The organism is Shewanella frigidimarina, assembly GCF_003797125.1.
Taxonomy (GTDB): Bacteria; Pseudomonadota; Gammaproteobacteria; order Enterobacterales; family Shewanellaceae; genus Shewanella; species Shewanella frigidimarina.
Map to the genome: position 1 here is coordinate 96,891 of NZ_RKKE01000005.1, position 23,093 is coordinate 119,983.

A 23,093-nucleotide genomic window follows, 5' to 3' on the forward strand; every position below is an offset into this window, starting at 1 on the left:
CAAAATTGGCATTACACTTTATTTGTTACTCTTTTTGAGACTTATCCCCCTTTTCATCTGCGGCTTAACTGATTAACATAGCGAGGCGTTTTGATTAAATTGGCAGTGAGTTAACTGAGTTTCACGTAACTTACTGCCAATAACGCCGTAGTCGTTGAGTCGATTACAGCCAAATCAGCGCAAACAACATTGTTTATAATTCTCAGGGCGGGGCGCAATTCCCCACCGGCGGTAAACTTGAAAAAGTGAGCCCGCGAGCGCTCGATTCGTCGAGGTCAGCAGATCTGGTGACTTAGGTTTTACTCATGAGTAATGCCTAACAGTCCAGAGCCGACGGTTACAGTCCGGATGAGAGAGAATAGAGATACATCAATTAGCCTCGGCTTGTTGATGCAATTTGTTTTGGATTTATATCCCTCTTTACAAGCCCTGATTCTGGTCATTTTAGGAGTACAACCATGAATCAGTTATCACTACTTGCCGAATTTGGCGAACCAATCACCCGTGTAGAAAACGCATTAGCAGCGCTTAGAGAAGGCCGAGGCGTATTACTACTCGATGATGAAGATCGTGAAAATGAAGGCGACATTATTTATTCTGTCGAGCACTTAACCACAGCCCAAATGGCATTAATGATCCGCGAATGCAGCGGCATTGTGTGTTTATGCTTAACCGACGAACACGCCAACAAGTTACAATTGCCGCCAATGGTTATTAATAACAACAGCGCCAACCAAACTGCGTTTACCATCTCTATTGAAGCAAAGCATGGTGTTACCACTGGCGTTTCCGCACAAGATCGCGTGACCACCATTAAAACAGCCGCAAACCGCGATGCCAAAGCATCAGATTTGGCCCATCCAGGACACGTATTCCCATTGCGTGCTCGCGCTGGAGGAGTAATGTCTCGCCGAGGTCATACCGAAGGGACTGTCGACTTAATGCAAATGGCAGGCTTAATGCCAGCTGGCGTATTATGCGAACTGGCTAACGAAGATGGCAGCATGGCCAAAACACCAGAAATTATCGCCTTCGGCCTTAAGCACAACATGCCTGTACTCACCATCGAAGACATGGTGATGTACCGTAACCAGTATGATTTAAAGCTGGCGTAATTAATAAAGTTATTAATAGGCTGTCACAAGAGTGACGCACTATCAGATAAAAATAAGAGGCGCATTATTAAATGGCGCCTCTTTTTTTACATCTAATAAGTTATAAAAAAATATCTTAAATATAGATTAAGTTCTATTTGGCTTATAGTAATGTCAATTACCAGTCAAACGTCATAACCGATGCGCAACGAGGTATAAATGAGATGTGAATTTATTCCCGCCACCGAAAAAGACAAAACCTACCTACTCGATTTACGTAAATTAACCATGGTTGAGCATTTAGAAAAGTCTGGGCAGTTCTTGTCTGATGCGCAACATGAATATAGATTAAACGATGCTTATGAATGCTCTTATCTGGTCATGTATGCCAACGAGTTAATCGGGACGTTAAAATATCGAGTCAGTGAAGCTACAGTCGAAATCATGCAGATCCAAATCCATCCATTGTTTCAAAGGCAAGGATTTGGTCAAAAAATATTACAACAAATTATCACAGACTCGAAGCCAAAATTAATTGAGTTAACGGTATTAAAACAGAACCCTGGGTTGCAACTATACAAAAGGTTAGGGTTTGAAATTACCGGTGAAGATCAGCACGAATATTTTATGCAAATTAGCAGCTCATAGACTCATTCCAACCCACATAAAAAATTGGTTATAACACTTTAAAAAAAGCATATTTGTAACGTTAACATATTACTCAGCAACCAATATTAGGACGCTAGCCCTATAGCAGAACATGGTTTTAAACATGATATATGGAGGTTCACATGAATCGAGTCACAGGTATCGGCGGCATATTTTTTAAAGCAAAAGAGGCACCTGCATTGCAGGCTTGGTATAAGCGTCATCTCGGCATTGACGTTCAAGAATGGGGCGGCACTGCTTTTTCTTGGACCGACTCAAATGACAAGCCAACTGGTGGAACCACTATCTGGGCGGTAAGTTCAGATAAAAGCGACCAATTTGCTCCAAGCCAAGCCCCATTTATGATCAACTACCGTGTTGAAGACCTTCACGCTGTCGTCGCCGCCCTCAAAGCAGAAGGCTGTAATGTGCTCGATAAAATAGATGAATCTGAATACGGCAAGTTTGCGTGGGTTATTGATCCAGAAGGAAACAAAGTCGAATTATGGCAGCCGCCTTTAGGTCAATAGCAACTATTGTGGCTTAACGAATCTGTTCACATCCATGTGAAATTAACTTGGAGACAAACTAAATCACAATGCAGTAATAAACGTTTGATACTGACTCATGGTATTGACATCGTCCAACATGCCTTGATGGCCAACGTTGGGCACCATAATTAACTGCTTATTGGCTGACTGGCTAGCTACAAACAGTTTTTCAGACAGTTCAGGCGGGACCTCTTCATCTTCTTCTGCCGCAATGACTAATAATGGCCCTTGATAATATTGCGCGACCACTTGCTTATTATCTGTTTTACGAAAATCTTCTGGCATTTCCAAAATCATAAACGGTGCCATATACCAAGGTGTTTTTTCATCAACCCAGTCGTCGGCATTAGTTGCTGAACCGTGTAAAATCAGTGCATCTATTTTATTATTTTTTGCTAAATCAGCGGCAATAAAACTGCCTAGTGAGTAACCGTGCAATATCACTTTTTCAGGCTGATATTGCTGATGCAAATAATCCAGTTGTTGCTGTGCATCTGCAATAATATTGTTAATGCTTGGTTGGCCTTCACTTGCCCCTAATCCACGACGATCCATCACTAAAATGTCGGTATTAAGCGTCGATAATGTGGTAAGGACCGACAGGCCATGTGGTTCGATTTTCATGCCGTTGCCTTGATAAAAGACCAAGGTTGTAAGGCTATTGGGGTTATCAATATAAAAACCATTTAACTTAACGTGATCACTTGCCTCTAAGCTAAGTGGGGTAATCAAATGATTAGGCATCGCCTGCTGTAATTGTTGAGTAAACTCTGCAGTAAACGCTGCGGGGACTTCATCGCTGGCAATAAAAGTGCTTTCACTTAGGCGCATAGTACATGCTGAAGTAACCAGCACTGTGGTTCCTATCATTGCACCTGTGGTTATTTGTTTAAGCCAATTTTGCATATTATTTTCCTTAATTTACTCATCGTCCTTGTGGACTAAAATGTCACCTGGCGAGCATTGTAAATGCTGGCAAATAGCGTCTAGTGTCGAAAATCGAATAGCTTTTGCACGGCCACTTCTAAGCACTGACAAATTTTGAGGGGTTATGCCTATCAATTCTGCCAATTCAGTGGACTTCATTTTCCGCCTTGCCAGCATCACATCCAGCTCAATAATTATGGCCATTAAATTGTCAACTCCACCTCTTCTTGAAGCTCCGTTGCATGCTTCATGACCCATGCTACACAGTAAAAAATCATCCCGAAAAGTGCATACTTTAACTCTTGGCTGCCAAGACTAAAATAAACAGGTACCGCACTAGATGTACCGCTAAAGTGCAATGTAAATGCGATGATCATGGGGTAAAAAAGGCTGAGTAAAATCCAGACTAAAAATACCAAGGCAATACGACTCAAGCAGCGGAAGTTACTTGGAGTAAACACATGACCTTGCTGATACAGACCAAAAAGTTGGTAGAGAAAAGAGTAAATAAACAGGTAAGGTAGAATTTCAACACTGCCCAGAATGATTCCAGGATGAAATCCCGCATCATAAAGGCTTTGAGCGAGAGCTTGCCAAGGTGTACCAAAGTCGACAGCTAGATAACTACTAAACCAACCCCACCAATCAATGGTTAACACATATTCACCCGCTTGGAATTCTCCGAACACCATAGTGCCGCTATAACTAGTGACTTGTAATAAAGCTAAAAATACAATCAGCAATTTAATCCATTTACTTAACGAGACAATTCTATCCATGATCATTCTAAGCTGGTTAATGTTAGAATAAAGTTAACACGCAAGCCCTTTAACAGCAATAAGTTATCGATAAACGATACTATTAAGATATTAAATCTAATATACCTATTGGTGACAATCCCAAATCATCCGTTTGAATCACAATAAATGGCTATCGTAATAAATGATTAAAGTGCCTGTGCTATCAACTCGAGATAGATGACATAATTTTGTTGATAATGCTCAACAACTTTTACTCGATAGCTTTGTTTTACATCTATAACACATGAGAGTATTATTAATAACTGATTGTATTATAAAGGTTTAATAGAAACAAAAACCATTGACTCTGGAGTAAAGTGATGAATATGAAAGCATTTTCGACATTAGCCGGATTATCTTCATATACGCTGCGTTATTATGAAAAAGTCGGTTTACTCAACAATATTCAACGAAATAGCAGTGGCCATCGAGTCTACACAGCCAAAGACTTAGAATGGATTAATTTTGTCAAACGCCTTAAAGACACTGGGATGACTTTAACCAAAATTCAGCAATATGCCCAATTGCGATCATTAGGGCCAGGTACAGTGTTAGACCGCCAACAACTACTTGAGTGTCACAAAGACCAGTTACAGGCTCACATTGAACTTCAGAAAAATCATTTACTGGCGTTAGAAAACAAAATTAGTTTGTATAAAGCCAATAAAGTCAGTTGACTTAGAGTTAACTCTAACTTGTAAGGTGTGACTTCTACTTATCGATAGGAGTACATCAATGCCAAACTCAAGATTCACTTTAGGTCTGGAACAATTGTCAAAAATTGACGGAGAAGCAGGTCATAATGTTATCGAAAGCCTACAAGATATCTGCCCTGACTTAGCCCGATTTACCATTGAATATCCGTTTGGCGATATCTATACCCGACCCGCCTTAGAGGTAAAGTCGCGAGAAATAGCCACTGTTGCGGCACTCACCGCTTTGGGCAATTGTAGGCCTCAGCTTAAAGTTCATTTAAATGCCGCTTTAAATGTTGGTTGCAGTGAAGAAGAAGTAAAAGAAGTGCTGTTACAAATGTCTGTTTATGCCGGTTTTCCTGCAGCGTTAAATGGCATGTTCGCGTTTAAAGAAGTCCTTCAAGAACGCAAGGCATGACCTGTGACAAATAAGGCTTAACAGGCAACAAATATCTCTCAAAATTATCTGAGTATATGAACCCTAAAAATAACAAAAAAGCATAAAACGAGGTTTATGCTTTTTTATGCTGAAGTCATTGGGAAATAGGGTTAAATCTACACCGCAATACCACTGTGACGTAATAAAGCATCTGTATTGGGTTCACGGCCCATAAAGCGTTTAAATAGCTCCATTGGCTCTTCACTGCCACCCATTTCAAGAATGTTATTTAAGAAGCTTTTACCTGTTTCAGCATTAAAAATACCTTCAGCTTCAAAACGCGAGAACGCATCTGCCGATAATACTTCAGCCCATTTATAGCTGTAATAACCTGCAGCATAACCACCCGCAAAAATGTGGGCAAAACCGTGTTGAAAACGGTTAAAGCTTGGCGGGGTTAATACTGCTATTTGGCTACGCACTTGGTCTAAAATGCCTTGAATATCGACGCCTTTAGCTGGGTCAAACTCGTGGTGCATTCTAAAATCGAACAGTGAAAACTCAAGTTGGCGCACCATCATCATGCCCGACTGGAAATTTTTCGCCGCTAGCATTTTATCTAACAATACTTTTGGTAATGGTTCGCCCGTTTCATAGTGGCCAGAAATTTCCGCTAATGCTTCTTCTTGCCAGCACCAGTTTTCCATAAACTGACTTGGTAGCTCTACCGCATCCCAAGGTACACCATTAATACCAGACACTCCGCCCACATCCACTTTGGTTAACATGTGATGAATGCCGTGGCCAAACTCATGGAACATTGTGGTGACTTCGTCATGGGTAAACAACGCCGGTTTGCCGTCGACAGGACCATTAAAGTTACAGGTTAAATAGGCCACCGGCTTTTGCAAACTTGTAGAGGTAACCCGGCGACCGCGACAATCGTCCATCCATGCGCCGCCACGTTTACCGCTACGAGCATACAAATCGAGATAGAAGCTGCCACGGTGTACTTTATCGGCGTCATGAATATGGAAAAAACGTACATCTTTATGCCAAGTGTCTACGCCTTTTTGTTCGCTAATGGTTAAACCAAATAAGCGATTAACGGTATAGAACAAGCCTGACAAGACTTTGTCTTCTGGGAAATACGGACGCAATATTTCTTGCGACACTTCGTACTTGTGTTGCTGCAGTTTTTCAGCGTAAAAACTCAAATCCCACGAGGCCATTTCGGTCACGTTGTAATGATCTTTGGCAAAGGCACGTAGTTCGGCTAATTCAGTTGACGCTTGGTCTTTAGACCGTTCGCCTAATTCATTTAAAAAACCCAATACTTGTGCTGGGTTTTCTGCCATTTTGGTGGCTAACGATTTATCTGCGTAGCTAGCAAAACCGAGTAAATTGGCTAACTCATGACGCAATGCCACAATTTCATTCATGTTATTGGTGTTATCAAACTCACCAGCATTAGGACCCTGGTCAGATGCGCGAGTCACAAATGCACGGTAACACTCTTCGCGTAACTCACGGTTTTCGCTATAGGTCATCACAGGCAAATAAGACGGAAAATCTAAGGTGAATAACCAACCTTTTTGCTCTTTGGCGTCTGCCATAGCTTTAGCTGCGGCGATGGCTGACTCAGGTAAACCCGCTAAGTCTGCTTCGTCGGTAATAAGCTTAGTCCACGCTTCGGTAGCATCTAACAGTTGATTAGAAAAGTTGCTGGTGAGTTCAGATAAGCGTTTAACCATTTCGCCATAGCGGGCTTTTTGACTGTCATCCAAGCCGATCCCCGACAATTCAAAGTCACGTAAGCTCTGCTCTATCACCATTTTTTGCGCTTGAGTTAACTGGGAAAAGTCTGCCGATTCGTGGATCGATTTATACGCCTCGTACAAACCTTGATGCTGGCCAACATAGGTGCCGTAATCTGACAAAAACGGCAAACAAGCATCGTGAGCATCACGTAATTCATCACTACTGATCACCGAGTTCATGTGCGACACAGGCGACCACATTTTACTTAACTCATCATCAACGTCTTCAAGAGGCTCAATGAGATTGTCCCAAGTGTATTGGCTATTTTTTGCTAATAATACTTCAATAGTCTCACGACATTTGGCAATGGCTTGCTCAACTGCAGGCTGAATGTGTTCAGGTTTAATTTTTGAAAATTCTGGTAATTCTGCGCTACTTAGCAATGGATTGCTCATAAAGATTCCTCGAAATATGTCGCGTGAGTATTTAGCCTATATTGGGCTAATTGTTACCATTTTCAAGCGTAGAAACAATTTATCCCGATAAATATAACCTTAGTTTCGAGGCGATACACAGGCCTTATCATCACTAAGTTTGACCATATTATCGTTGATTCAACGTATAACAAGCTCAGTCACCTAACTGATTTGATCAACAAATAGAGTGACTAAGATCCCAATTTAATTTTACACTTAATTTACACAACTAATATTGACAGGCAGATCCCAAACGAGACTGATTATCATTTATTTTCCCACTAAAAGGGCTACCATTCGCTTGATTAAAAGCACTTTCCCATTTTTCGATATGAGCTCAATAAACATGAACTTCGATTTTTGCCTATCAAACCGCAACCATTATGCCCGCGCCTTTTGTTGTGCAATGGCTACGATGATGTGCTTGATGACATCCTCGTCAGCGTTCGCCACGGCAGAATACCAGCCGACTGCAGGGGTTGATGTTGCTTGGGAAAATAATTATGTCACTCAAGGTCGTAATAATTTAGAGCATGGCGGTATTGCATGGGCAGTGGCAAATATTGAACAAAACGACCTAGCTGTTTATGCCATTGTAGGGCGAGCAGACCAAGTGAATTATGTGGAATGGAACCTAGGGCTAGAATACACCTTACATCTCGCTAATAATATTGATGCCACAGTAGGCTACCAGCGCTTAGAATTTTATGGCGATGAGCGCTGTTCCGATAATGAATTTTTCGGCGCGTTAACGGTTAATGGATTAACTTGGTTTGTACCCGCTGTTAACTACACTTATGCAACCGAAGCTGGCGGCTATTTCATTGAACTGAGCATACATAGCCCATGGGAAATCAATCAACACTTCACTTTGACACCTTACATTGTTCAGGGATTTGATTATCAATACAGCAGTGAAGAACACAACGGCGCTAACCATTTCCAATTTGGACTAGAAGCCGAACAAAAGTTGAATGATTCAATGGCATTATCTGCACACATTAGCCACAGCATCGCTCAAGGAGATATTAAGCAACAAGCCAGTGCCGATGATATTCAGGGCAGTTTAGATCAAACCTATGCAGGGGTGCATTTCAAACTGAGTTTTTAAGCTTTGCTAGCATTTTAGCAATCCAAGGCTAGACTAAAGGGGCTACAGGACGCCCCCTAGACTCAAGCAAGGAAGCTTATGTTAACTCGACTTATCAATATACTATTTGTCTTATTCGCCTCGGTGATGATGCTATTCAGTACCTCATTACTTGCCAGCGAGCTCACCAAACTGATAATTAAACAGCCCGATAAACCCACCCAGTTAACCAATGACAATGCCAACTCACTCCCGTCGCAGTACGCAACCGATCATCAAGGTAATGTGATTGTTATCCCCACAGAGCAAAGCTCAGCTTTAGAATATCGAGCCGATGATATTTACCTTAAACCGAGACACAAAAAATCACCCATCAAAAAAAACAACACGCGCTCATCAACTGTAAAGCGCACCACCTTAAAGAGTGCGACAATCGCTAACGATCCAAGCTGTCGCTGGTTGCATAGCCGCATAAAGCAGTTACAAAAGAAGCAACGCCATACCCAAAACAGTCAATTTAGTCATTATCAAGATGAAATCGATATTAGAGAAAGAGAATGGGCCTGCCTTAAGTGCGCAACCAGCGGTCCTAATAACGTTGACCGTGGTGAATGCCAACATAAACGCTAACAATGCATTGGGGGAACGACTAGATTGCAAACACAATCCCCCCTACAATGGATGCATTAACCGCAGTGGAGATAATCATGGCTCAACATTTTGACTATATCGCGCTTGGCGCAGGCAGTGGCGGTATCGCCTCAGCAAACCGTGCAGCAATGCGTGGCGCAAAAGTATTAATTATTGAAGCAAAGCACGTTGGCGGCACTTGCGTTAACGTCGGCTGTGTTCCTAAAAAAGTCATGTGGTATGGCGCTCATGTCGCTGAAGCACTGAACCTCTACGCCAAAGACTATGGCTTTGATGTTACCGTCAATAAATTCGATTGGAATACGCTAGTCGACAATCGTGAAGCCTACATTGGCCGTATTCATGATGCTTATGGCCGTGGCTTTGCGAGCAATAAAGTCACTTTATTAAATGGCTATGGTCGCTTTATCAATAACAACACCATTGAAGTTGATGGCGAGCACTACACTGCCGACCATATTGTGGTTGCCACTGGCGGCGCACCAACAATTCCTAATATTCCTGGCGCTGAACACGGTATCGACTCTGACGGTTTCTTCGCATTACGTGCGCAACCTAAGCGCGTAGCGGTTGTGGGTGCCGGTTATATTGCTGTTGAAGTGGCGGGTGTATTACACGCACTGGGCAGCGAAACGCATTTATTAGTACGTAAACATGCGCCACTGCGTAACTTTGACCCTATTTTAACCGACGCATTAGTTGACGCTATGGCCACCGACGGCCCAACGCTTCACACTCACAGCGTACCTAAATCGGTCACCAAAAATGCCGATGGTAGTTTGACGTTACTATTAGAAAATGACCAAAGCTTAACGATTGATTGCCTCATTTGGGCCATTGGTCGTTCACCATCAACAGGCAATATCGGCTTAGAAAACACCGATGTGCAATTAGATGCTAAAGGCTATGTCATTACTGATGAGCAACAAAATACCACCGCGAAAGGTATTTATTGTGTTGGCGACATTATGGCGGGCGGTGTTGAATTAACCCCTGTTGCCGTTAAAGCGGGTCGTTTGTTGTCAGAGCGTTTATTTGGCAACATGCCAGACGCTAAAATGGATTACAGCTTAATTCCAACAGTGGTATTTAGCCATCCACCTATCGGCACCATGGGTCTAACTGAGCCAGAAGCCGCTGAAAAGTATGGCCAAGACAATATTAAGGTTTACGCCTCAACGTTTACCTCAATGTACTCAGCTGTTACAGCACATCGCCAAGCCTGCAAAATGAAGCTTGTTTGTGCTGGTGATAATGAAGTGGTTGTCGGTATTCACGGCATTGGTTTTGGCATGGATGAAATACTGCAAGGTTTTGGCGTAGCAATGAAAATGGGCGCAACCAAAGCAGACTTTGACGCCGTAGTAGCAATACACCCAACGGGTGCAGAAGAATTTGTTACCATGAGATAAGTATTTAATACTTATCAAACCGTAAGCACTTAATAGGCGTTTACGGTTTTTTTATGCCTGTTATTTACTGGCGTAGCATTGAGCAAAACCCATCAACACATTTTGAAGGCGGTAATACCGATAATCCCCCCACAACTAACCGTGTACCACTTTTATGGTTATAGCAAACAACTCTAGACGACCGTTCTACTTTAGGTTTGTAAACTGCCATCTGCAATGTTAATTATATTGGCTTGATGCTTCTGATAAGTGCTTAGTGAGTTTCAGTACCTCTGCAGCGGTTTTACCTAATGTATAACGCCCAGATATGGCATGATTATGGTTATAGTCATACAACCAATTCGCCAATTGTTGATTGAGATCTAACAACGAACCGGCTTTGTTTTCTTTCAAGAATGGCTCATAAAACTCATGAGATGCCAGGTCTTGAAAACGAGCGGCAAGGCCATTTACAACAGGGCCATTGTACGCTCTCATTTGAATGTGATTAATATTATGAGCAGATAAAACATCGCTAAACTGCTGGCTTTTTTTGCCAAAAAACTCACTGCCTCGGTCGGTTAAAATAGTATTGATATTGAGCCCTTGGGCGGTGGCATACCAAGGTAGAACAGTTTGTTCAAGAAACTCAGCGGCTGAAGCAGAATCACGTTCTGGCATAATCACCGCTATCGCAAACTGACTATAACCATCAACAAACGTATGTTGATATAACTGGCCTAATGGGCTTATAACCCCTAAATCAAAGGTGTCTTGCACACAAATATCACCTGGGTAAAGACACTCAAAGATGGGATCATTTGAATCGAGTTGATACAGTTTTTCAATACGCACTTGATCTGAAGGCGCTAAATTATTGTCTTGTTTTAGCTTGCTATGTAAAGCCAATAATCGATTTTTCTTGGTTTCTAAGTTATGCCTAACCCAAATAGTGCGAACGCCACTGGCAGAAATAGCGCAGCCTCGGGCTGTCAACAACTCTGCGACTTTTGCTTGACCATAATTAGGGTAATCAAGTGCTATCTCAATAACTTGGTCTTCTACAGCTTGGGAAACTCTATTTTTTAATGCTGGTTTTCTTCGAGATAAGTTCTTTAAACCACGTTCACCAGCCGTTTCATATTGTTTTTTGAAGCGATAATAACTGTCACGGCTGTAACCCATGATGCCGCATGCTTTGCTTATGCTGCCAAGTTCCGTTGCTAATTGCAGTAGCGCCAATTTACTTCGAATTTCATTTTTCTTTGCGCTCATATTTAGTACTCAATACTATTGTCTTACGATTTGAAGGCTACCAAAACACCCCATTTGGGGTATAACCTAACCATCTAAACCACGTTTCACCCAATACGATGCATACCACCCAAGCAATAACGAGCATGGTAAATCCAAATTTAAACGTGTCACTTAAACTATAATGGTCGGTGGAATACAGCAGTAAAGCGGGCTTACTATTAAAAGGTAAAACATAAACATGCTCTATTTGGAGTGCTACAGGTAATGCCAAACTCATAATAGGAAAATCAAAACGCTGGGCTACCCCAATCGCGATGGGGATAAACAACATCGTTCGCATCGTTTTTGATTGAAATATCACCGAGCTAAACAACATTGCACCAGTTAACATTATATAGAAAACGCTGAAGGGTGTATTTTCATCTAAACCAAAATACTCTAGGCTAAAATTTACTGCCAGATTAGGTAAATCAGTTTGTTTGAATCCAGCCCCCAAGGTATACGCCCCCGCAGAAAAAAGTAATAAGTGCCATGGCACATCTACCTGGTTCCAGTTCACCACACCAACCCGAGGAAGCAAAGCCACAATGGCGCCAATAAATGCAACCGCGGTAGCACTGACACCGTGATATTTGTCGGTTGCCCAAAATATCAAAATAGTCACAAAAATCACAATAGATTTAATTTCGACAAATGATATTCGGCCCATTTTATTGAGCTCTTGCTGTAAACGGTCCATTCCTCCCTCAATTTGCGGTAAGCGTTCTTCGGGGGATAATGGGAAAAAAATCTTTGTCGCAACAAACCAACCAATAATGATCATGCAAATTACCACGGGCATCGAAATAATCATCCAGTCGGCAAAATAGAAACTACCACCAATAGCACCAGCGATTAGACTCGCAGCCAATAAATTCGCCCCTGAGCCTGTTACAAAAGCGCCAGCACATAAGTTAATTTGCAGTAGGTTTTGCAGCACTAAGTTGCGGCCAAAATTATTTTTATTGTCACCACCTCGAGCACCATACACCGCGGCTATCACCATAAAAATCGGCATGAGAATGGCGGCTTTTGCTGTGGTTGCAGAAATAAAGGCCGACAAAACCAAATTGATTAGCATAAAGCTGTAAAAAATGGGGGTTGCACTTGTCCCAAAACGACAGATAAACCATAACGCAAAACGCTTAGCTACGCCTGTAGTCGCCAACATAGAAGCCAAGATAAACGATAAAATATTGAGCCACATTATCGGATGACCTAATTGCGCATATGCTACCTTTTCGGGTAATACTCCCGTTAGCACTAACGCAATAATCACCATCAATGACGTTAAATAATTCGGTATAGGCTCTGTTATCCAGAGAATAATAGCCGCACAGAAAATCGCAAACATTGCCTGACCATGCCAGCTAAACAACACTTCTCCGGCTTGGTCAAAATGTTCTGCCGCAGTTTTGCTTAGCATAGTGCTATCAATGTTAACTAAAAACGGCATAGGGTCGGCGGTGAGTAAAAATACAAACACGGCAAGTGCAATCCAAATCCCTATACGAGCTAACCATTGTTCAACGGTACTTTTATTTCGAATTGGCAGCTTTTCCATTCGATATTGATTCATATCCAGTGGGTCTGTCGCTGAAGGAGTTTCCTTGGTCATTTTGTTTACCTTTCGATGCAATGCGACTGCTGAATAAACATTACCCGTAAAAGTAGCAATGAAATTCGATCTAGATCAACGAAAGTACAAACTAGTTTTAATTAAATATTCACATAGAACGAACGACTTAAATTATGATTTAAATATTTCTATTAAAATCATAAGTTAATGACAAAAATAATTATCACACAATACGACTCATGTAAGATTAGATTGAAACTTATCAATAACAACATTGATCTGGATCTGTTTCTTTATCATCTCTTGGGAGTATTGTGACGGTTGAGCTTCATCCGAACACTACGACAGCATAAAAGGACTGACTCATGTCTGAATTAACCATCGGTGAAATATCTAAACCTCGTTTTGAATTTCGAACTTTCGGGCAACACTTTACCGAAGCATCCTATCGTATGGTGCGCTTATCGGTACCCGTACCAGAAAAGCTTTGGTGCCGAGAAAGTGACGAAATTTATATCATCTCCAGCACCAATGATTTGAACAATACCAAAATTCGCGACGGTAAGATGGATATAAAATCCTATGTGCAAACGGTCAACGGCTTAGAACAATGGGACCCAAAACTTAAAGCGGTATTTCCATTGAGTAAAACACGACTGATTGAAGAAATATTCCCCGCGTTTATGGTTGATTTACCCGCATTAACCCAAGACAGCTATTGTTTAGAAGACTTCCTCGCTGTTATCGAAAACCACCCAGACTTACAGGCAGTCAACATTCATAAACAGCGCTACGCCTATATGGTTAATGATACAATTTGTGAGTTAGCGAACGTGCTCGTTAATGGCGCTCGAATTGTCAGTATCAACAGCGAATCAACTCAAATAGAAGATATACAAAAAACCATAAGTGATTTAAAGCTGACAGGAGTTGAAAATATCAATTACTTACAAGCGATAAAACGCGTTATTGGGATGAAAAACTTACCTCTCGCTAACTAACATTAATGAGTCCGACGGTAACTCAAGTTGGTTGGATAAATATTAAGGATTTGCATCATGGCTCAAGAAATCGAACGTAAATATTTAGTCAAAAGCGATTTATTTAAATCGCAGGCCGTTGGTTCGGTCCGTATTATTCAGGGCTATTTATCGAGTGTGCCTGAACGGACTGTCCGAGTTAGAGTGAAAGGTGATAAAGGTTTTTTAACCATTAAAGGCATTGGTAATGAGTCTGGGGCTTCCCGCTATGAATGGGAAAGTGAAATCTCAGTCGCTGAAGCACAGGATCTACTCAAAATTTGTGAGCCTGGTGTTATTGATAAAACACGCTACTTAGTCGAGTTTGAGAATCACACTTTCGAAGTTGATGAGTTTTACCAGCAAAATCAAGGTTTGGTGGTTGCAGAGGTAGAGCTTACTGATGAAGCACAAAAAGTACACAAGCCCAGCTGGTTAGGTAAAGAAGTCACGGGTGACAGACGCTATTACAACTCAATGCTAATGAAGCAGCCTTTTACCTCTTGGTAATTGAACGGATAATTTGAACGGATAATTTGAAGCCTGCGCAGGTAAAGCATGCTTCATTTCCCTCAATCTATTTGCTCACCATGATAACAACATCAAACGACGGCATTAGCTAGTCACATCAACAACAAAATAAAATACCCCATTGATTCAATAGCCTATAAAACAGATTGTTAATGACATCTTTAATTTATCTCATCATAAAAATGAATGGGATAAATCATAATACCTCGCCGTTTTAATGCAACATTCATTTATTTAAAATCCATCTTTAAAAAATTAAGTTCTTATATAAACAGACACAAAGTAAAACAAAAGCATTACTTAACCCATCAAACCCTTGTCAATATTGTTTTAAAAATGCACTAAAAATCAATTTATCGATATACATAACGTGTCAATTATTCGATTACAATATGACCACAACCACATTTAAGCACAATCTGCTCGATAATCTACTCGACAAGCTAAAATAGACATTAAAAACAATTAAATCAGTTAATTAAATTGGAATACATTGTTCCTGCCTGCTTATCTTTTACTGATAATACCATTAAGTTGCATTTCTATTTTTTTCTACAAAAATTCTTGTTCACCAACCAGAAACGACAAACAAACAAAAAAGAAACAAATTGTAAGATTTAGTCAAGATTAGTTGATGATGATCATATTTTGATCACAATAATAGTCATATTCTTAAACAACTAGATTGAGTGGATTTAACACTTCGTTAAATAATAATAAATATTCAAAGGATGACTATTATGACTACCAAAACAGTATTCTCTATCTCCAGTGTTGCGCTGGCAATTTCAGTTGCATTTTTATGTTTTCCCTCAAGTGCAATTGCAGCTGATTCTGACAAAATTATCGAACTAGAGCGGCGATTAGATGCCCTTGAAAGAGAACTAATTGAAGCAAAAGATGCAGCAAATAAAGTCGATCGGATTAAGTTTTCAAAAAGCAGTCCAACCCCAGAATTGATATCTAAAGATGGCAGTTCAACCCTTGAATTTACCGGTCGTTTTCAAGCTGATTATGTCAGTGCTGATGAACTGTACACGGGTAACAAATTCACTTATGAAGATAAATTTAACGATGCTAGCTTACGTCGTATCCGGTTTGGTATTGAAGGTTATTTTTCAAATGTATGGAAATATTCCCTCGAATTTGATTTTGACGGTGAATCGGACGTTGAAATAAAAGATGCCAATGTGAGCTATAGAGGCTGGGACAATAATGAGTTAACCATTGGTTTTCAAAAATTTGGCTTTGGATTAGAAGCGACCGGAAGCTCAAAAAACTTGGCGTTTTTAGAGCGAGCATCAACGGATACATTCTCTCCAGAGCGTGGCATCGGTATTGAGTGGGGTTATATTGCCAACAATTATAATTTCAAAATTGGCTATGGCATGAATGCCGGATTCGACGATGACGACAAAAATTTCCAACAAGATATTTTCAATGCAAGATTCACCGCAGCCCCCATTAATAATAATGTCCATCTATTACATTTAGGCGCTAGTGCGCTTTACACCTTAAACAATGATGAAGTATTAGAAACACGTTACCGTGCTCGCCCAAGCAGCAAGCCAGCAGGTCGAATTATCGACACGGGTAAATTTGATGCAGACTCAACCCAACATTATGGTATTGAAGCGGCTTATCAACGTAATAATCTACTATTGCAAGCCGAGTACATGATCGCAAAAGCTGACCAAGTCGATGAGCCAACAATTACTGTCGATAGCTATTATGCTCAAGCCGTATACACCTTAACTGGTGAAAGCTGGCAATACAGTAACAAAAAAGGCACCTTTAAAGCAGTCAGCCCTGCAAGTGCCATTTCTGCTGGAGGTTATGGAGCTTGGGAACTTGCAGTTAGGTATGACCACGCAAACTTTGATGATACTGACTCAGATATTATCGGCGGCAAAAAAACAGATTACATCCTGGGTGTAAATTGGTATTTAGAAAATAACCTAAAAACTCAACTTAACTATGTCCATACCAAAGCAGATTATAAAGAAGCTTATGTCGACATTGATGGTGTAACGCGATACGACCAAGATGGAAATATCATCCAAGCTCGTGTGCAGTTTGCTTTTTAGGAGATAGTGAAAATGAAGACTCATTTACTTGTTATCGGCTTAGTTAGTTTATGCCTCCATAGCGGTGCTTATGCACTTTCACCGAACCAATTTACGTCTTTGGAATACCACGTCAATACTGGAGTGGCTAGCACATTACCTTATGCTGCAGATCAACTGACGCCTGATTTTACAAATGCATTTAGTTTTATCACTCTCGAAGAGGAATTAAGCATAAAACTGGTCACATTTATTGATACGCCTAATCGTGATTTTAATGCTAAACACATTAATATTCGAGTTAGAGAAAATGTGACTACACCACGTAAAAGCAAAATCACCATAAAATTACGTGCCGATAACCCTCAAGCGTTCGGCGAACTGAGTGGTTACAAAAAGGCTGAAGTCGACTATACCGAGGGTAATGCAGCTTATAGCGTCAGTTACGATCTGCCCTATTCTCCCAATGACATAGACATACAGCACGTTAATATCGCTACGGTATTTGACATCATAAAACGCAATCAAGCGATGTGGGACATTGTCAGTGATATATACAATCAACATAAGCAAGATTTGATTCAAACCGTGGTGATGCGAACTCATGGTTGGGACGGATTTGTTAAAGATAAGCGTTTTAACGATGTTGAAATGGAGTTCCAAATTTGGACCCCTTACTACCGTAAACCTCGGATAACTTTCGCTGAGTTTTCATTTAAAGGTAGCGATGGTGATAAAGCGCGACTGGATGAAGCATATCAATACATTAATCAACAAGTTAAAGCTGTTGGGTTTGATTCTAGCCATCAGGGGTCTAAAACTAACTCTACTTTCACCATTACAGAAGCATTTAATCAATAGCGTTCCTCTGTAGGTCAAATAACGAATCCGTTCATTTGACCTACGTTTCGGCTTCCTTCCCATACTGTTAAGGAGATGCCAATGTTTGGTTTTTCTCGAATCACCACACTTCTCTCGCAAAGTCGCTCGACTGAAACTAAGGTCTATTTATTTTTTGACCAAGTCACATTGTCACATCATAAATCAGTGCAAATGTGGAAAAGTTACTTCGCATATGGCCCTAGAAGCCCTGAATTTGAGCATACGCTAAATGAACTGCAGTCAATTGAGCATCAAGCTGATTTATTGAAAAGAGAAATCGAGCAGATTCTCTATCTTAAAACCCTGATCCCAGACTTACGCTCTGATGTGGCTTCATTAATAAACCTTGCCGATCGGCTTATCAATAAGCAAGACATCATAGGGTTACACCTAAAAATTGAGCAACCGATTATTCCGCCAGAAATTGAAGAAGATTTGTTCAGGTTATTGAAGGCGGTAGGTGAAACTATCGATCACACCGTGTTATGTGCTCGCAGTTTTTTTACCGATTTACAACGGGTACAGGAATACCACACAAAGGTTATCGCTTTTGAAAGCGAAGCCGACCGGCTCTGTACCAAAACAAAAATAAACCTATTTGACACTGACTTAGACCTCATCAATAAGGTTCAACTACGATATTTTATTGACCGTATTGACGAAGTTGCCAATTTATCTGAAGACATCTGTGATCGTATTGCAATCTTCACTCTGAAACGTGCGCAATAAGGAACGGATGCATGGATATTGCAATTTGGATTTTTCTTTCAAGTGGCTTGTTTCTTGGTTGGTCATTAGGCGCTAATGATGCTGCCAATGTTTTTGGCACTGCGGTTGGGGCCAAAATGCTCAAATTTTCAACTGCGGCGATTATTTGTTCCATTATGCTTATTTTAGGCTCGGTCATTAGTGGCGCGGGGGCATCTCATACGTTGGGCGCATTAGGCAAAGTATCGGCCATGGGTGGTGCATTTACTGTCGCACTGTCCGCTGCAACAACTGTGTATTTTATGACAAAATCCGGATTGCCGGTATCAACTAGCCAAGCCATTGTTGGCGCCATTATTGGTTGGAATTTATTTAGCGACATGGCAACAGACTCAAGCGTACTTACAAAAATTTTAACCACTTGGGTTCTGTGCCCTATTCTTGCCGCAGTGGTGGCGATTATCTTGTATAAGTGTGTCACATTTTTGCTGCACACACTGAGGCCAGGACTATTTCAACTAGATAATTGGACTCGCATTGGATTAATTTTTGCGGGGGCGTTTGGTTCATACAGTTTAGGCGCAAATAATATTGCGAATGTGATGGGGGTGTTTGTTCCGAGTACGCCGCTAGATCCACTGCATATTGCAGGGGTGGAATTTAGCGCCTCAATGCAATTATTTTTTATCGGGGGGATTGCGATTAGTATTGGTGTATTCACCTACTCTAAAAAAGTCATGCTCACTGTGGGGGATAATTTAATCACCATGACCCCAATCAGCGCTTGGGTTGTTGTTATGGCTCACTCAACTGTACTGTTTATTTTTTCCTCGCAATCACTTTCAGATGCGTTTACCAATATAGGCTTACCTTCTATTCCACTTGTTCCAGTTTCAAGCTCGCAAGCCCTTATTGGGGCGGTCATTGGCATTGCCATATTAAAACGTTTACCGGTGCAATTGGGGGTATTACTTAAAATTTTAATGGGTTGGGTTGTAACACCCATTATGTCGGCTATCTCGTGTTTCATCGGTCTGTTTATTGTGCAAAACCTGTTTAATCAAGTCGTGTTGTAACTCTATTAAGCCTGCAAAGCTTAGTCCTATAGCCTAGTTAACCTATCGTGCTTAACTTATCGAACTTAACCTATCGCTTAATATATCGTTTAACATTAATCGCTTAAAATATAATCGTTAACATAGGGTGCCGGTTTGATCGATAGGCATAATCCAGTAGCGACAAGGATTATGCTTGCAGACTAACGCGAGCGCTTCAAGAAGTGCCGTCTGCTGAGCTTGAGGGTGCATAATTTCAAACTTGTAAAATTCCCTATAGCCCTCTACTTGCTCCTTGATATTGAAATGACTGTGTTCGCGACTAAATCCACAGATATCACCGAGGCTAAAGCCTGACAAAAAATCCAGTTCAATCAAGGTATCAACGATGTCATCCTTAACATCATTTTGGGCAATCAACACTAAGAGTTGCTCTGTGCTCATTTACGTTTCTCCAGCCAGAAATACAAAATTGGCAGCAAGTAAAGCGTGGTAATCGTTGAGGTAAGTAAACCACCGATAACCACTATGGCTAACGGTTTTTGAATTTCAGCGCCAGGGCCTGTGGCAAACACCAGTGGCATAAGGCCAAACATCGCCGTGGTGGCCGTCATTAAAATAGGTCGTAAACGACGTACGGCGCCTTGTTCAATTCTTTCCAAAAGGCTACTGAACATATGCTTAGTTTGCTCGTAATAGCTCACCATCACCACACCGTTAAGCACGGCAACACCTAGCAGAGCGATGAAACCTACTGATGCAGGTACAGATAAATACTCACCCGACAGATATAAACTGACGATACCGCCCATCATGGCAAAAGGCACGTTGGCGAGGATCAATCCAGCTTTGGCGAGTGAGCCAAACGTAGTAAATAAAATCAACGTGATGAGCGCTATGGCGATAGGAATAACCAGCAGCAGATTGTTAGTAGCACGTTGTTGATTTTCAAACTCACCACCAAAATTGACGCTATAACCACTGGGTAATTGAACCTCATTAGTAATTTTTGCATTGAGTTCTTCAACAAATCCAACAATGTCACGGCCATTAACATTGGTCGTAATAACAGAGAAACGATTGCCTTGTTCACGCTCAATAAGAATGGGACCTTTTTTGTAACTTAGCTTGGCCACATCAGTAACCCGTTTAAGGCTATGATCAGGCATCACTAACAATTGGTTTTGCAGCTCATTAATACTGCTTAAGCTGCTTGGGTTACTGGCAATCAGCACTGGGGTACGTTTTTTGCCTTGTAACACTTCGGTCACTATCACGCCTTCGAGTTGGCTCTTGAGATAACGGGCAAACTCCATGGTACTCATACCAAAGCCTCGTGCCATTTCATTATCTAGGGTGAGGTTGATAAAAGAGCTGCCTTCAATCATCGACATTTTCACGTCGACACTCCCTTGAGTGGTATTCACAAGCTGCTGAATTTGACTGGTCAAGTTGCCTAACGTCTCAATATCGTTACCAAAGACTTTTATCGCGACATCACCAATGCTGCCTGTCAGCATTTCGGATACTCTCATTTGAATGGGTTGAGTAAAGTTAAAGTTAACCCCTGGATAGTCCACGAGTACGGCTCTAATCGCTTCTATCAGTTGTTGTTTATTGGCAAAACGCCACTCGCTACGAGGGATAAGCTCCAAAAAAACATCGGTTTCGTTTAGCCCCATTGGGTCTAAGCCAATTTCATCGGCGCCAGTACGCGCCACGATTTGTTTTATTTCAGGTACTTGTGCCAACAGAGTTTGTTCAATTTGCTTATCAATGGCAATCGATGCATTCAGAGAAATCGACGGTGACTTCTCTAACTGTAAAATAATGTCTCCTTCATCTAACGTCGGCATGAAGGTTTTACCAACAAAACTAAACAGCCCAAAACTGACAATCAACAAGCTTAACGCGATAACAATAAAGTGTTTTTGATAAACAAATATTGCTTTAAGGCTGCTAAGGTATACCCGCTTGAGCTTTTCGATTGCTTTTGGTTCTTTGGCCGCCTTTTCATTGACTAAATAAGACGCCATTACAGGAATAACCGTCAGTGATAACACCAGAGCGGACAGCATCGCAAATACAATAGTGACCGCCACGGGAGTGAAAAGCTTACCTTCGAGCCCAGTTAAGGTCAGCAATGGCGAAAATACGATCATCACAATAGCTGTACCTGATACCACGGGAATGGCGACATCTTTCGTGGCTCGAAAAATGAGATGAAGTCGTGGCAATCGTTGTTTGGTCGCAATAAGGTTAACCATATTTTCGACCACCACCACCGAGGAGTCCACTAACATACCGATGGCGATAACTAAGCCGCCTAAACTCATCAAGTTCGCAGATAAATTGAAAAAATCCATCATTAAAAAGGTCATCAAGGCAGCGAGAGGCAAAGAAAGAGAAACCACTAACGCAGCACGCACATTGCCTAAAAACAATGCCAGTAGCACGATCACTAATACCACCGCTTCAAATAGTGCATTAGAAATGGTCCCGATTGCAGTATTAATCAAATTCGCCCGATCGTAAAAGGTATTGATTTGACTGCCCTTTGGCAAAGTCAGGCTGATTTGTTCAATCTTTTGTTTAATATTTTTAACCACCTGATCCGTATTGGCATCTTTTAACGCGATGATTAATCCTTCTGCCGTTTCGTGACCATCTTTAGTCACGGCACCATAACGGGCTAAGTGACCAATCTGAATATCAGCCAAATCATTCAAACGATAAACCTTGGCATCATCAGCCTTTATCACTAACTGTCGTAACTCATCAATGTCGTCGATACGGCCTTCGGCGCGGACGATAATAGTGTCAGTACCAATGGTCAGTTTACCTGCACCCTCATTATGATTATTCTCGACAATAGCCTGTTGCAAAGCCGCAAAACTAATGCCCGCCGCAGACATAGCTGCAGGATTTGGATTGATGCTAAAGCTTTTGGCATAACCGCCTAAAATATTGACATCTGCCACGCCCACAACGGTGCGTAATAGAGGACGAATTTCCCACTCTAATAACTGTCGCCTTTCCATCAATGACAGATTAGGGTTTTCCAAAGTGAACATAAAAATTTCACTCAGCGGTGTACTCATCGGCGCTACACCACCAGTAACCCCTTCAGGAAAACTCCCCCACACAGCAGAAATGCGCTCGCTAACTTGCTGACGAGCCCAATAGATGTCGGTGCCCTCAACAAAGTCTAAGGTGATGTCGCTGATGGCATATTTAGTGGTAGAGCGCAGAATCGCTTGATTGGGAATGCCTAACAGCTCAGTTTCAATCGGCACCGTAATCTGCGCTTCGATTTCTTCAGGTGTCATCCCCGGCGCTTTTAAGATGATTTTCACTTGTGTTGGCGAAATATCAGGAAAGGCATCTAATGGAATGGAATACCAAGAACGAACACCGGCTAACATTAGAAACAGCGCCACAATTAACACAAATAAACGCTGAGTAAGCGAAAATCGGATCACCGATGTCAGCAT

General features: G+C 41.4%; 22 protein-coding genes and 1 riboswitch. Of the genes, 14 read left to right on the forward strand and 8 right to left on the reverse strand.

Going from position 1 to position 23,093, the window contains the following annotated elements; translation table 11 throughout:
* Nucleotides 1-194 precede the first annotated feature (194 nt).
* Nucleotides 195-364, forward strand: a riboswitch (FMN riboswitch).
* A gap of 94 nt (nucleotides 365-458) precedes the next feature.
* The 3 genes from ribB to EGC86_RS15375 all read left to right on the forward strand — a co-directional run bounded on the left by ribB (nucleotide 459) and on the right by EGC86_RS15375 (nucleotide 2,272).
* On the forward strand, nucleotides 459-1,115 hold the full coding sequence (gene ribB, locus EGC86_RS15365) for a 3,4-dihydroxy-2-butanone-4-phosphate synthase (RefSeq protein WP_011639277.1): 657 nt from the start codon (nucleotides 459-461) through the stop codon (nucleotides 1,113-1,115).
* Nucleotides 1,116-1,313: 198 nt separating this feature from the next.
* Complete coding sequence (locus EGC86_RS15370) at nucleotides 1,314-1,742, forward strand: GNAT family N-acetyltransferase (protein WP_123778126.1); 429 nt, start codon at nucleotides 1,314-1,316, stop codon at nucleotides 1,740-1,742.
* Between the two features lie 143 nt (nucleotides 1,743-1,885).
* Nucleotides 1,886-2,272: a VOC family protein gene (locus EGC86_RS15375; RefSeq protein ID WP_123778127.1), complete on the forward strand. Its 387-nt coding sequence runs from the start codon at nucleotides 1,886-1,888 to the stop codon at nucleotides 2,270-2,272.
* A 63-nt stretch (nucleotides 2,273-2,335) separates the two neighbouring features.
* On the opposite strand, the gene EGC86_RS15380 is transcribed toward EGC86_RS15375, so the two are convergent.
* The 3 genes from EGC86_RS15380 to EGC86_RS15390 are packed head-to-tail and all read right to left on the reverse strand — an operon-like array spanning nucleotide 2,336 to nucleotide 3,999.
* On the reverse strand, nucleotides 2,336-3,199 hold the full coding sequence (locus EGC86_RS15380) for an alpha/beta hydrolase (protein WP_123778128.1): 864 nt from the start codon (nucleotides 3,197-3,199) through the stop codon (nucleotides 2,336-2,338).
* A gap of 15 nt (nucleotides 3,200-3,214) precedes the next feature.
* A complete protein-coding gene (locus tag EGC86_RS15385; RefSeq protein WP_011639279.1) occupies nucleotides 3,215-3,424 on the reverse strand; it encodes a helix-turn-helix domain-containing protein in 210 nt (69 codons plus the stop codon).
* Nucleotides 3,424-3,999, reverse strand: coding sequence for a DUF2975 domain-containing protein (locus EGC86_RS15390; RefSeq protein ID WP_245423169.1), 576 nt, complete (start codon nucleotides 3,997-3,999; stop codon nucleotides 3,424-3,426). Before EGC86_RS15390 ends, EGC86_RS15385 begins: the two co-directional genes overlap by 1 nt.
* A gap of 341 nt (nucleotides 4,000-4,340) precedes the next feature.
* On the opposite strand from EGC86_RS15390, the gene EGC86_RS15395 reads away from it, so the two are divergent.
* Nucleotides 4,341-4,697, forward strand: a complete 357-nt coding sequence (locus tag EGC86_RS15395; protein WP_123778130.1) for a MerR family transcriptional regulator — start codon at nucleotides 4,341-4,343, stop codon at nucleotides 4,695-4,697.
* A gap of 58 nt (nucleotides 4,698-4,755) precedes the next feature.
* Nucleotides 4,756-5,133 (forward strand): carboxymuconolactone decarboxylase family protein, encoded by a 378-nt coding sequence (locus tag EGC86_RS15400; protein WP_059746944.1) that lies wholly within the window; start codon nucleotides 4,756-4,758, stop codon nucleotides 5,131-5,133.
* Between the two features lie 137 nt (nucleotides 5,134-5,270).
* On the opposite strand, the gene prlC is transcribed toward EGC86_RS15400, so the two are convergent.
* Nucleotides 5,271-7,310, reverse strand: a complete 2,040-nt coding sequence (prlC, locus tag EGC86_RS15405) for an oligopeptidase A (protein WP_123778131.1) — start codon at nucleotides 7,308-7,310, stop codon at nucleotides 5,271-5,273.
* A gap of 448 nt (nucleotides 7,311-7,758) precedes the next feature.
* Here prlC and EGC86_RS15410 point away from each other — a divergent pair, with 448 nt between their 5' ends.
* The 3 genes from EGC86_RS15410 to gorA all read left to right on the forward strand — a co-directional run bounded on the left by EGC86_RS15410 (nucleotide 7,759) and on the right by gorA (nucleotide 10,484).
* On the forward strand, nucleotides 7,759-8,442 hold the full coding sequence (locus tag EGC86_RS15410) for a hypothetical protein (RefSeq protein ID WP_245423170.1): 684 nt from the start codon (nucleotides 7,759-7,761) through the stop codon (nucleotides 8,440-8,442).
* A 78-nt stretch (nucleotides 8,443-8,520) separates the two neighbouring features.
* Nucleotides 8,521-9,051, forward strand: a complete 531-nt coding sequence (locus EGC86_RS15415; RefSeq protein ID WP_123778132.1) for a hypothetical protein — start codon at nucleotides 8,521-8,523, stop codon at nucleotides 9,049-9,051.
* A gap of 77 nt (nucleotides 9,052-9,128) precedes the next feature.
* A complete protein-coding gene (gene gorA / locus EGC86_RS15420; protein ID WP_123778133.1) occupies nucleotides 9,129-10,484 on the forward strand; it encodes a glutathione-disulfide reductase in 1,356 nt (451 codons plus the stop codon).
* A gap of 219 nt (nucleotides 10,485-10,703) precedes the next feature.
* Here gorA and EGC86_RS15425 read toward each other — a convergent pair whose 3' ends face one another.
* Together EGC86_RS15425 and EGC86_RS15430 are read right to left on the reverse strand one after the other, a co-directional pair.
* Nucleotides 10,704-11,738 (reverse strand): helix-turn-helix domain-containing protein, encoded by a 1,035-nt coding sequence (locus EGC86_RS15425; RefSeq protein ID WP_123778134.1) that lies wholly within the window; start codon nucleotides 11,736-11,738, stop codon nucleotides 10,704-10,706.
* Between the two features lie 37 nt (nucleotides 11,739-11,775).
* Entirely contained in the window at nucleotides 11,776-13,377 is a 1,602-nt protein-coding gene (locus tag EGC86_RS15430; protein ID WP_102036425.1) for an SLC13 family permease, read from the reverse strand.
* A 326-nt stretch (nucleotides 13,378-13,703) separates the two neighbouring features.
* On the opposite strand from EGC86_RS15430, the gene EGC86_RS15435 reads away from it, so the two are divergent.
* From EGC86_RS15435 to EGC86_RS15460, 6 genes are all read left to right on the forward strand, one after another.
* A complete protein-coding gene (locus tag EGC86_RS15435; RefSeq protein ID WP_123778135.1) occupies nucleotides 13,704-14,339 on the forward strand; it encodes a hypothetical protein in 636 nt (211 codons plus the stop codon).
* A 57-nt stretch (nucleotides 14,340-14,396) separates the two neighbouring features.
* Nucleotides 14,397-14,867, forward strand: a complete 471-nt coding sequence (locus EGC86_RS15440; protein ID WP_011639290.1) for a CYTH domain-containing protein — start codon at nucleotides 14,397-14,399, stop codon at nucleotides 14,865-14,867.
* A 761-nt stretch (nucleotides 14,868-15,628) separates the two neighbouring features.
* Nucleotides 15,629-16,975, forward strand: coding sequence for an OprO/OprP family phosphate-selective porin (locus EGC86_RS15445; protein ID WP_123778136.1), 1,347 nt, complete (start codon nucleotides 15,629-15,631; stop codon nucleotides 16,973-16,975).
* A gap of 12 nt (nucleotides 16,976-16,987) precedes the next feature.
* Nucleotides 16,988-17,815, forward strand: coding sequence for a hypothetical protein (locus EGC86_RS15450; protein ID WP_102036906.1), 828 nt, complete (start codon nucleotides 16,988-16,990; stop codon nucleotides 17,813-17,815).
* An 81-nt stretch (nucleotides 17,816-17,896) separates the two neighbouring features.
* Nucleotides 17,897-18,565, forward strand: coding sequence for a DUF47 domain-containing protein (locus EGC86_RS15455; RefSeq protein ID WP_011639293.1), 669 nt, complete (start codon nucleotides 17,897-17,899; stop codon nucleotides 18,563-18,565).
* A gap of 11 nt (nucleotides 18,566-18,576) precedes the next feature.
* Nucleotides 18,577-19,620 carry an inorganic phosphate transporter gene (locus EGC86_RS15460; RefSeq protein ID WP_123778137.1) on the forward strand — a complete coding sequence of 348 codons (1,044 nt, stop codon included), beginning with the start codon at nucleotides 18,577-18,579 and terminating at the stop codon, nucleotides 19,618-19,620.
* A gap of 117 nt (nucleotides 19,621-19,737) precedes the next feature.
* Here EGC86_RS15460 and EGC86_RS15465 read toward each other — a convergent pair whose 3' ends face one another.
* Both EGC86_RS15465 and EGC86_RS15470 read right to left on the reverse strand, forming a co-directional pair.
* Complete coding sequence (locus EGC86_RS15465; RefSeq protein ID WP_011639295.1) at nucleotides 19,738-20,043, reverse strand: DUF3240 family protein; 306 nt, start codon at nucleotides 20,041-20,043, stop codon at nucleotides 19,738-19,740.
* A complete protein-coding gene (locus EGC86_RS15470) occupies nucleotides 20,040-23,093 on the reverse strand; it encodes an efflux RND transporter permease subunit (protein ID WP_123778138.1) in 3,054 nt (1,017 codons plus the stop codon). Before EGC86_RS15470 ends, EGC86_RS15465 begins: the two co-directional genes overlap by 4 nt.

Coding starts and splice junctions, on each gene's coding strand:
- ribB (WP_011639277.1), top strand. CDS start 459: ATGAATCAGTTATCACTACTTGCCGAATTTGGCGAACCAATCACCCGT.
- EGC86_RS15370 (WP_123778126.1), top strand. CDS start 1,314: ATGAGATGTGAATTTATTCCCGCCACCGAAAAAGACAAAACCTACCTA.
- EGC86_RS15375 (WP_123778127.1), top strand. CDS start 1,886: ATGAATCGAGTCACAGGTATCGGCGGCATATTTTTTAAAGCAAAAGAG.
- EGC86_RS15380 (WP_123778128.1), bottom strand. CDS start 3,199: ATGCAAAATTGGCTTAAACAAATAACCACAGGTGCAATGATAGGAACC.
- EGC86_RS15385 (WP_011639279.1), bottom strand. CDS start 3,424: ATGGCCATAATTATTGAGCTGGATGTGATGCTGGCAAGGCGGAAAATG.
- EGC86_RS15390 (WP_245423169.1), bottom strand. CDS start 3,999: ATGGATAGAATTGTCTCGTTAAGTAAATGGATTAAATTGCTGATTGTA.
- EGC86_RS15395 (WP_123778130.1), top strand. CDS start 4,341: ATGAATATGAAAGCATTTTCGACATTAGCCGGATTATCTTCATATACG.
- EGC86_RS15400 (WP_059746944.1), top strand. CDS start 4,756: ATGCCAAACTCAAGATTCACTTTAGGTCTGGAACAATTGTCAAAAATT.
- prlC (WP_123778131.1), bottom strand. CDS start 7,310: ATGAGCAATCCATTGCTAAGTAGCGCAGAATTACCAGAATTTTCAAAA.
- EGC86_RS15410 (WP_245423170.1), top strand. CDS start 7,759: ATGACATCCTCGTCAGCGTTCGCCACGGCAGAATACCAGCCGACTGCA.
- EGC86_RS15415 (WP_123778132.1), top strand. CDS start 8,521: ATGTTAACTCGACTTATCAATATACTATTTGTCTTATTCGCCTCGGTG.
- gorA (WP_123778133.1), top strand. CDS start 9,129: ATGGCTCAACATTTTGACTATATCGCGCTTGGCGCAGGCAGTGGCGGT.
- EGC86_RS15425 (WP_123778134.1), bottom strand. CDS start 11,738: ATGAGCGCAAAGAAAAATGAAATTCGAAGTAAATTGGCGCTACTGCAA.
- EGC86_RS15430 (WP_102036425.1), bottom strand. CDS start 13,377: ATGACCAAGGAAACTCCTTCAGCGACAGACCCACTGGATATGAATCAA.
- EGC86_RS15435 (WP_123778135.1), top strand. CDS start 13,704: ATGTCTGAATTAACCATCGGTGAAATATCTAAACCTCGTTTTGAATTT.
- EGC86_RS15440 (WP_011639290.1), top strand. CDS start 14,397: ATGGCTCAAGAAATCGAACGTAAATATTTAGTCAAAAGCGATTTATTT.
- EGC86_RS15445 (WP_123778136.1), top strand. CDS start 15,629: ATGACTACCAAAACAGTATTCTCTATCTCCAGTGTTGCGCTGGCAATT.
- EGC86_RS15450 (WP_102036906.1), top strand. CDS start 16,988: ATGAAGACTCATTTACTTGTTATCGGCTTAGTTAGTTTATGCCTCCAT.
- EGC86_RS15455 (WP_011639293.1), top strand. CDS start 17,897: ATGTTTGGTTTTTCTCGAATCACCACACTTCTCTCGCAAAGTCGCTCG.
- EGC86_RS15460 (WP_123778137.1), top strand. CDS start 18,577: ATGGATATTGCAATTTGGATTTTTCTTTCAAGTGGCTTGTTTCTTGGT.
- EGC86_RS15465 (WP_011639295.1), bottom strand. CDS start 20,043: ATGAGCACAGAGCAACTCTTAGTGTTGATTGCCCAAAATGATGTTAAG.
- EGC86_RS15470 (WP_123778138.1), bottom strand. CDS start 23,093: ATGCTGACATCGGTGATCCGATTTTCGCTTACTCAGCGTTTATTTGTG.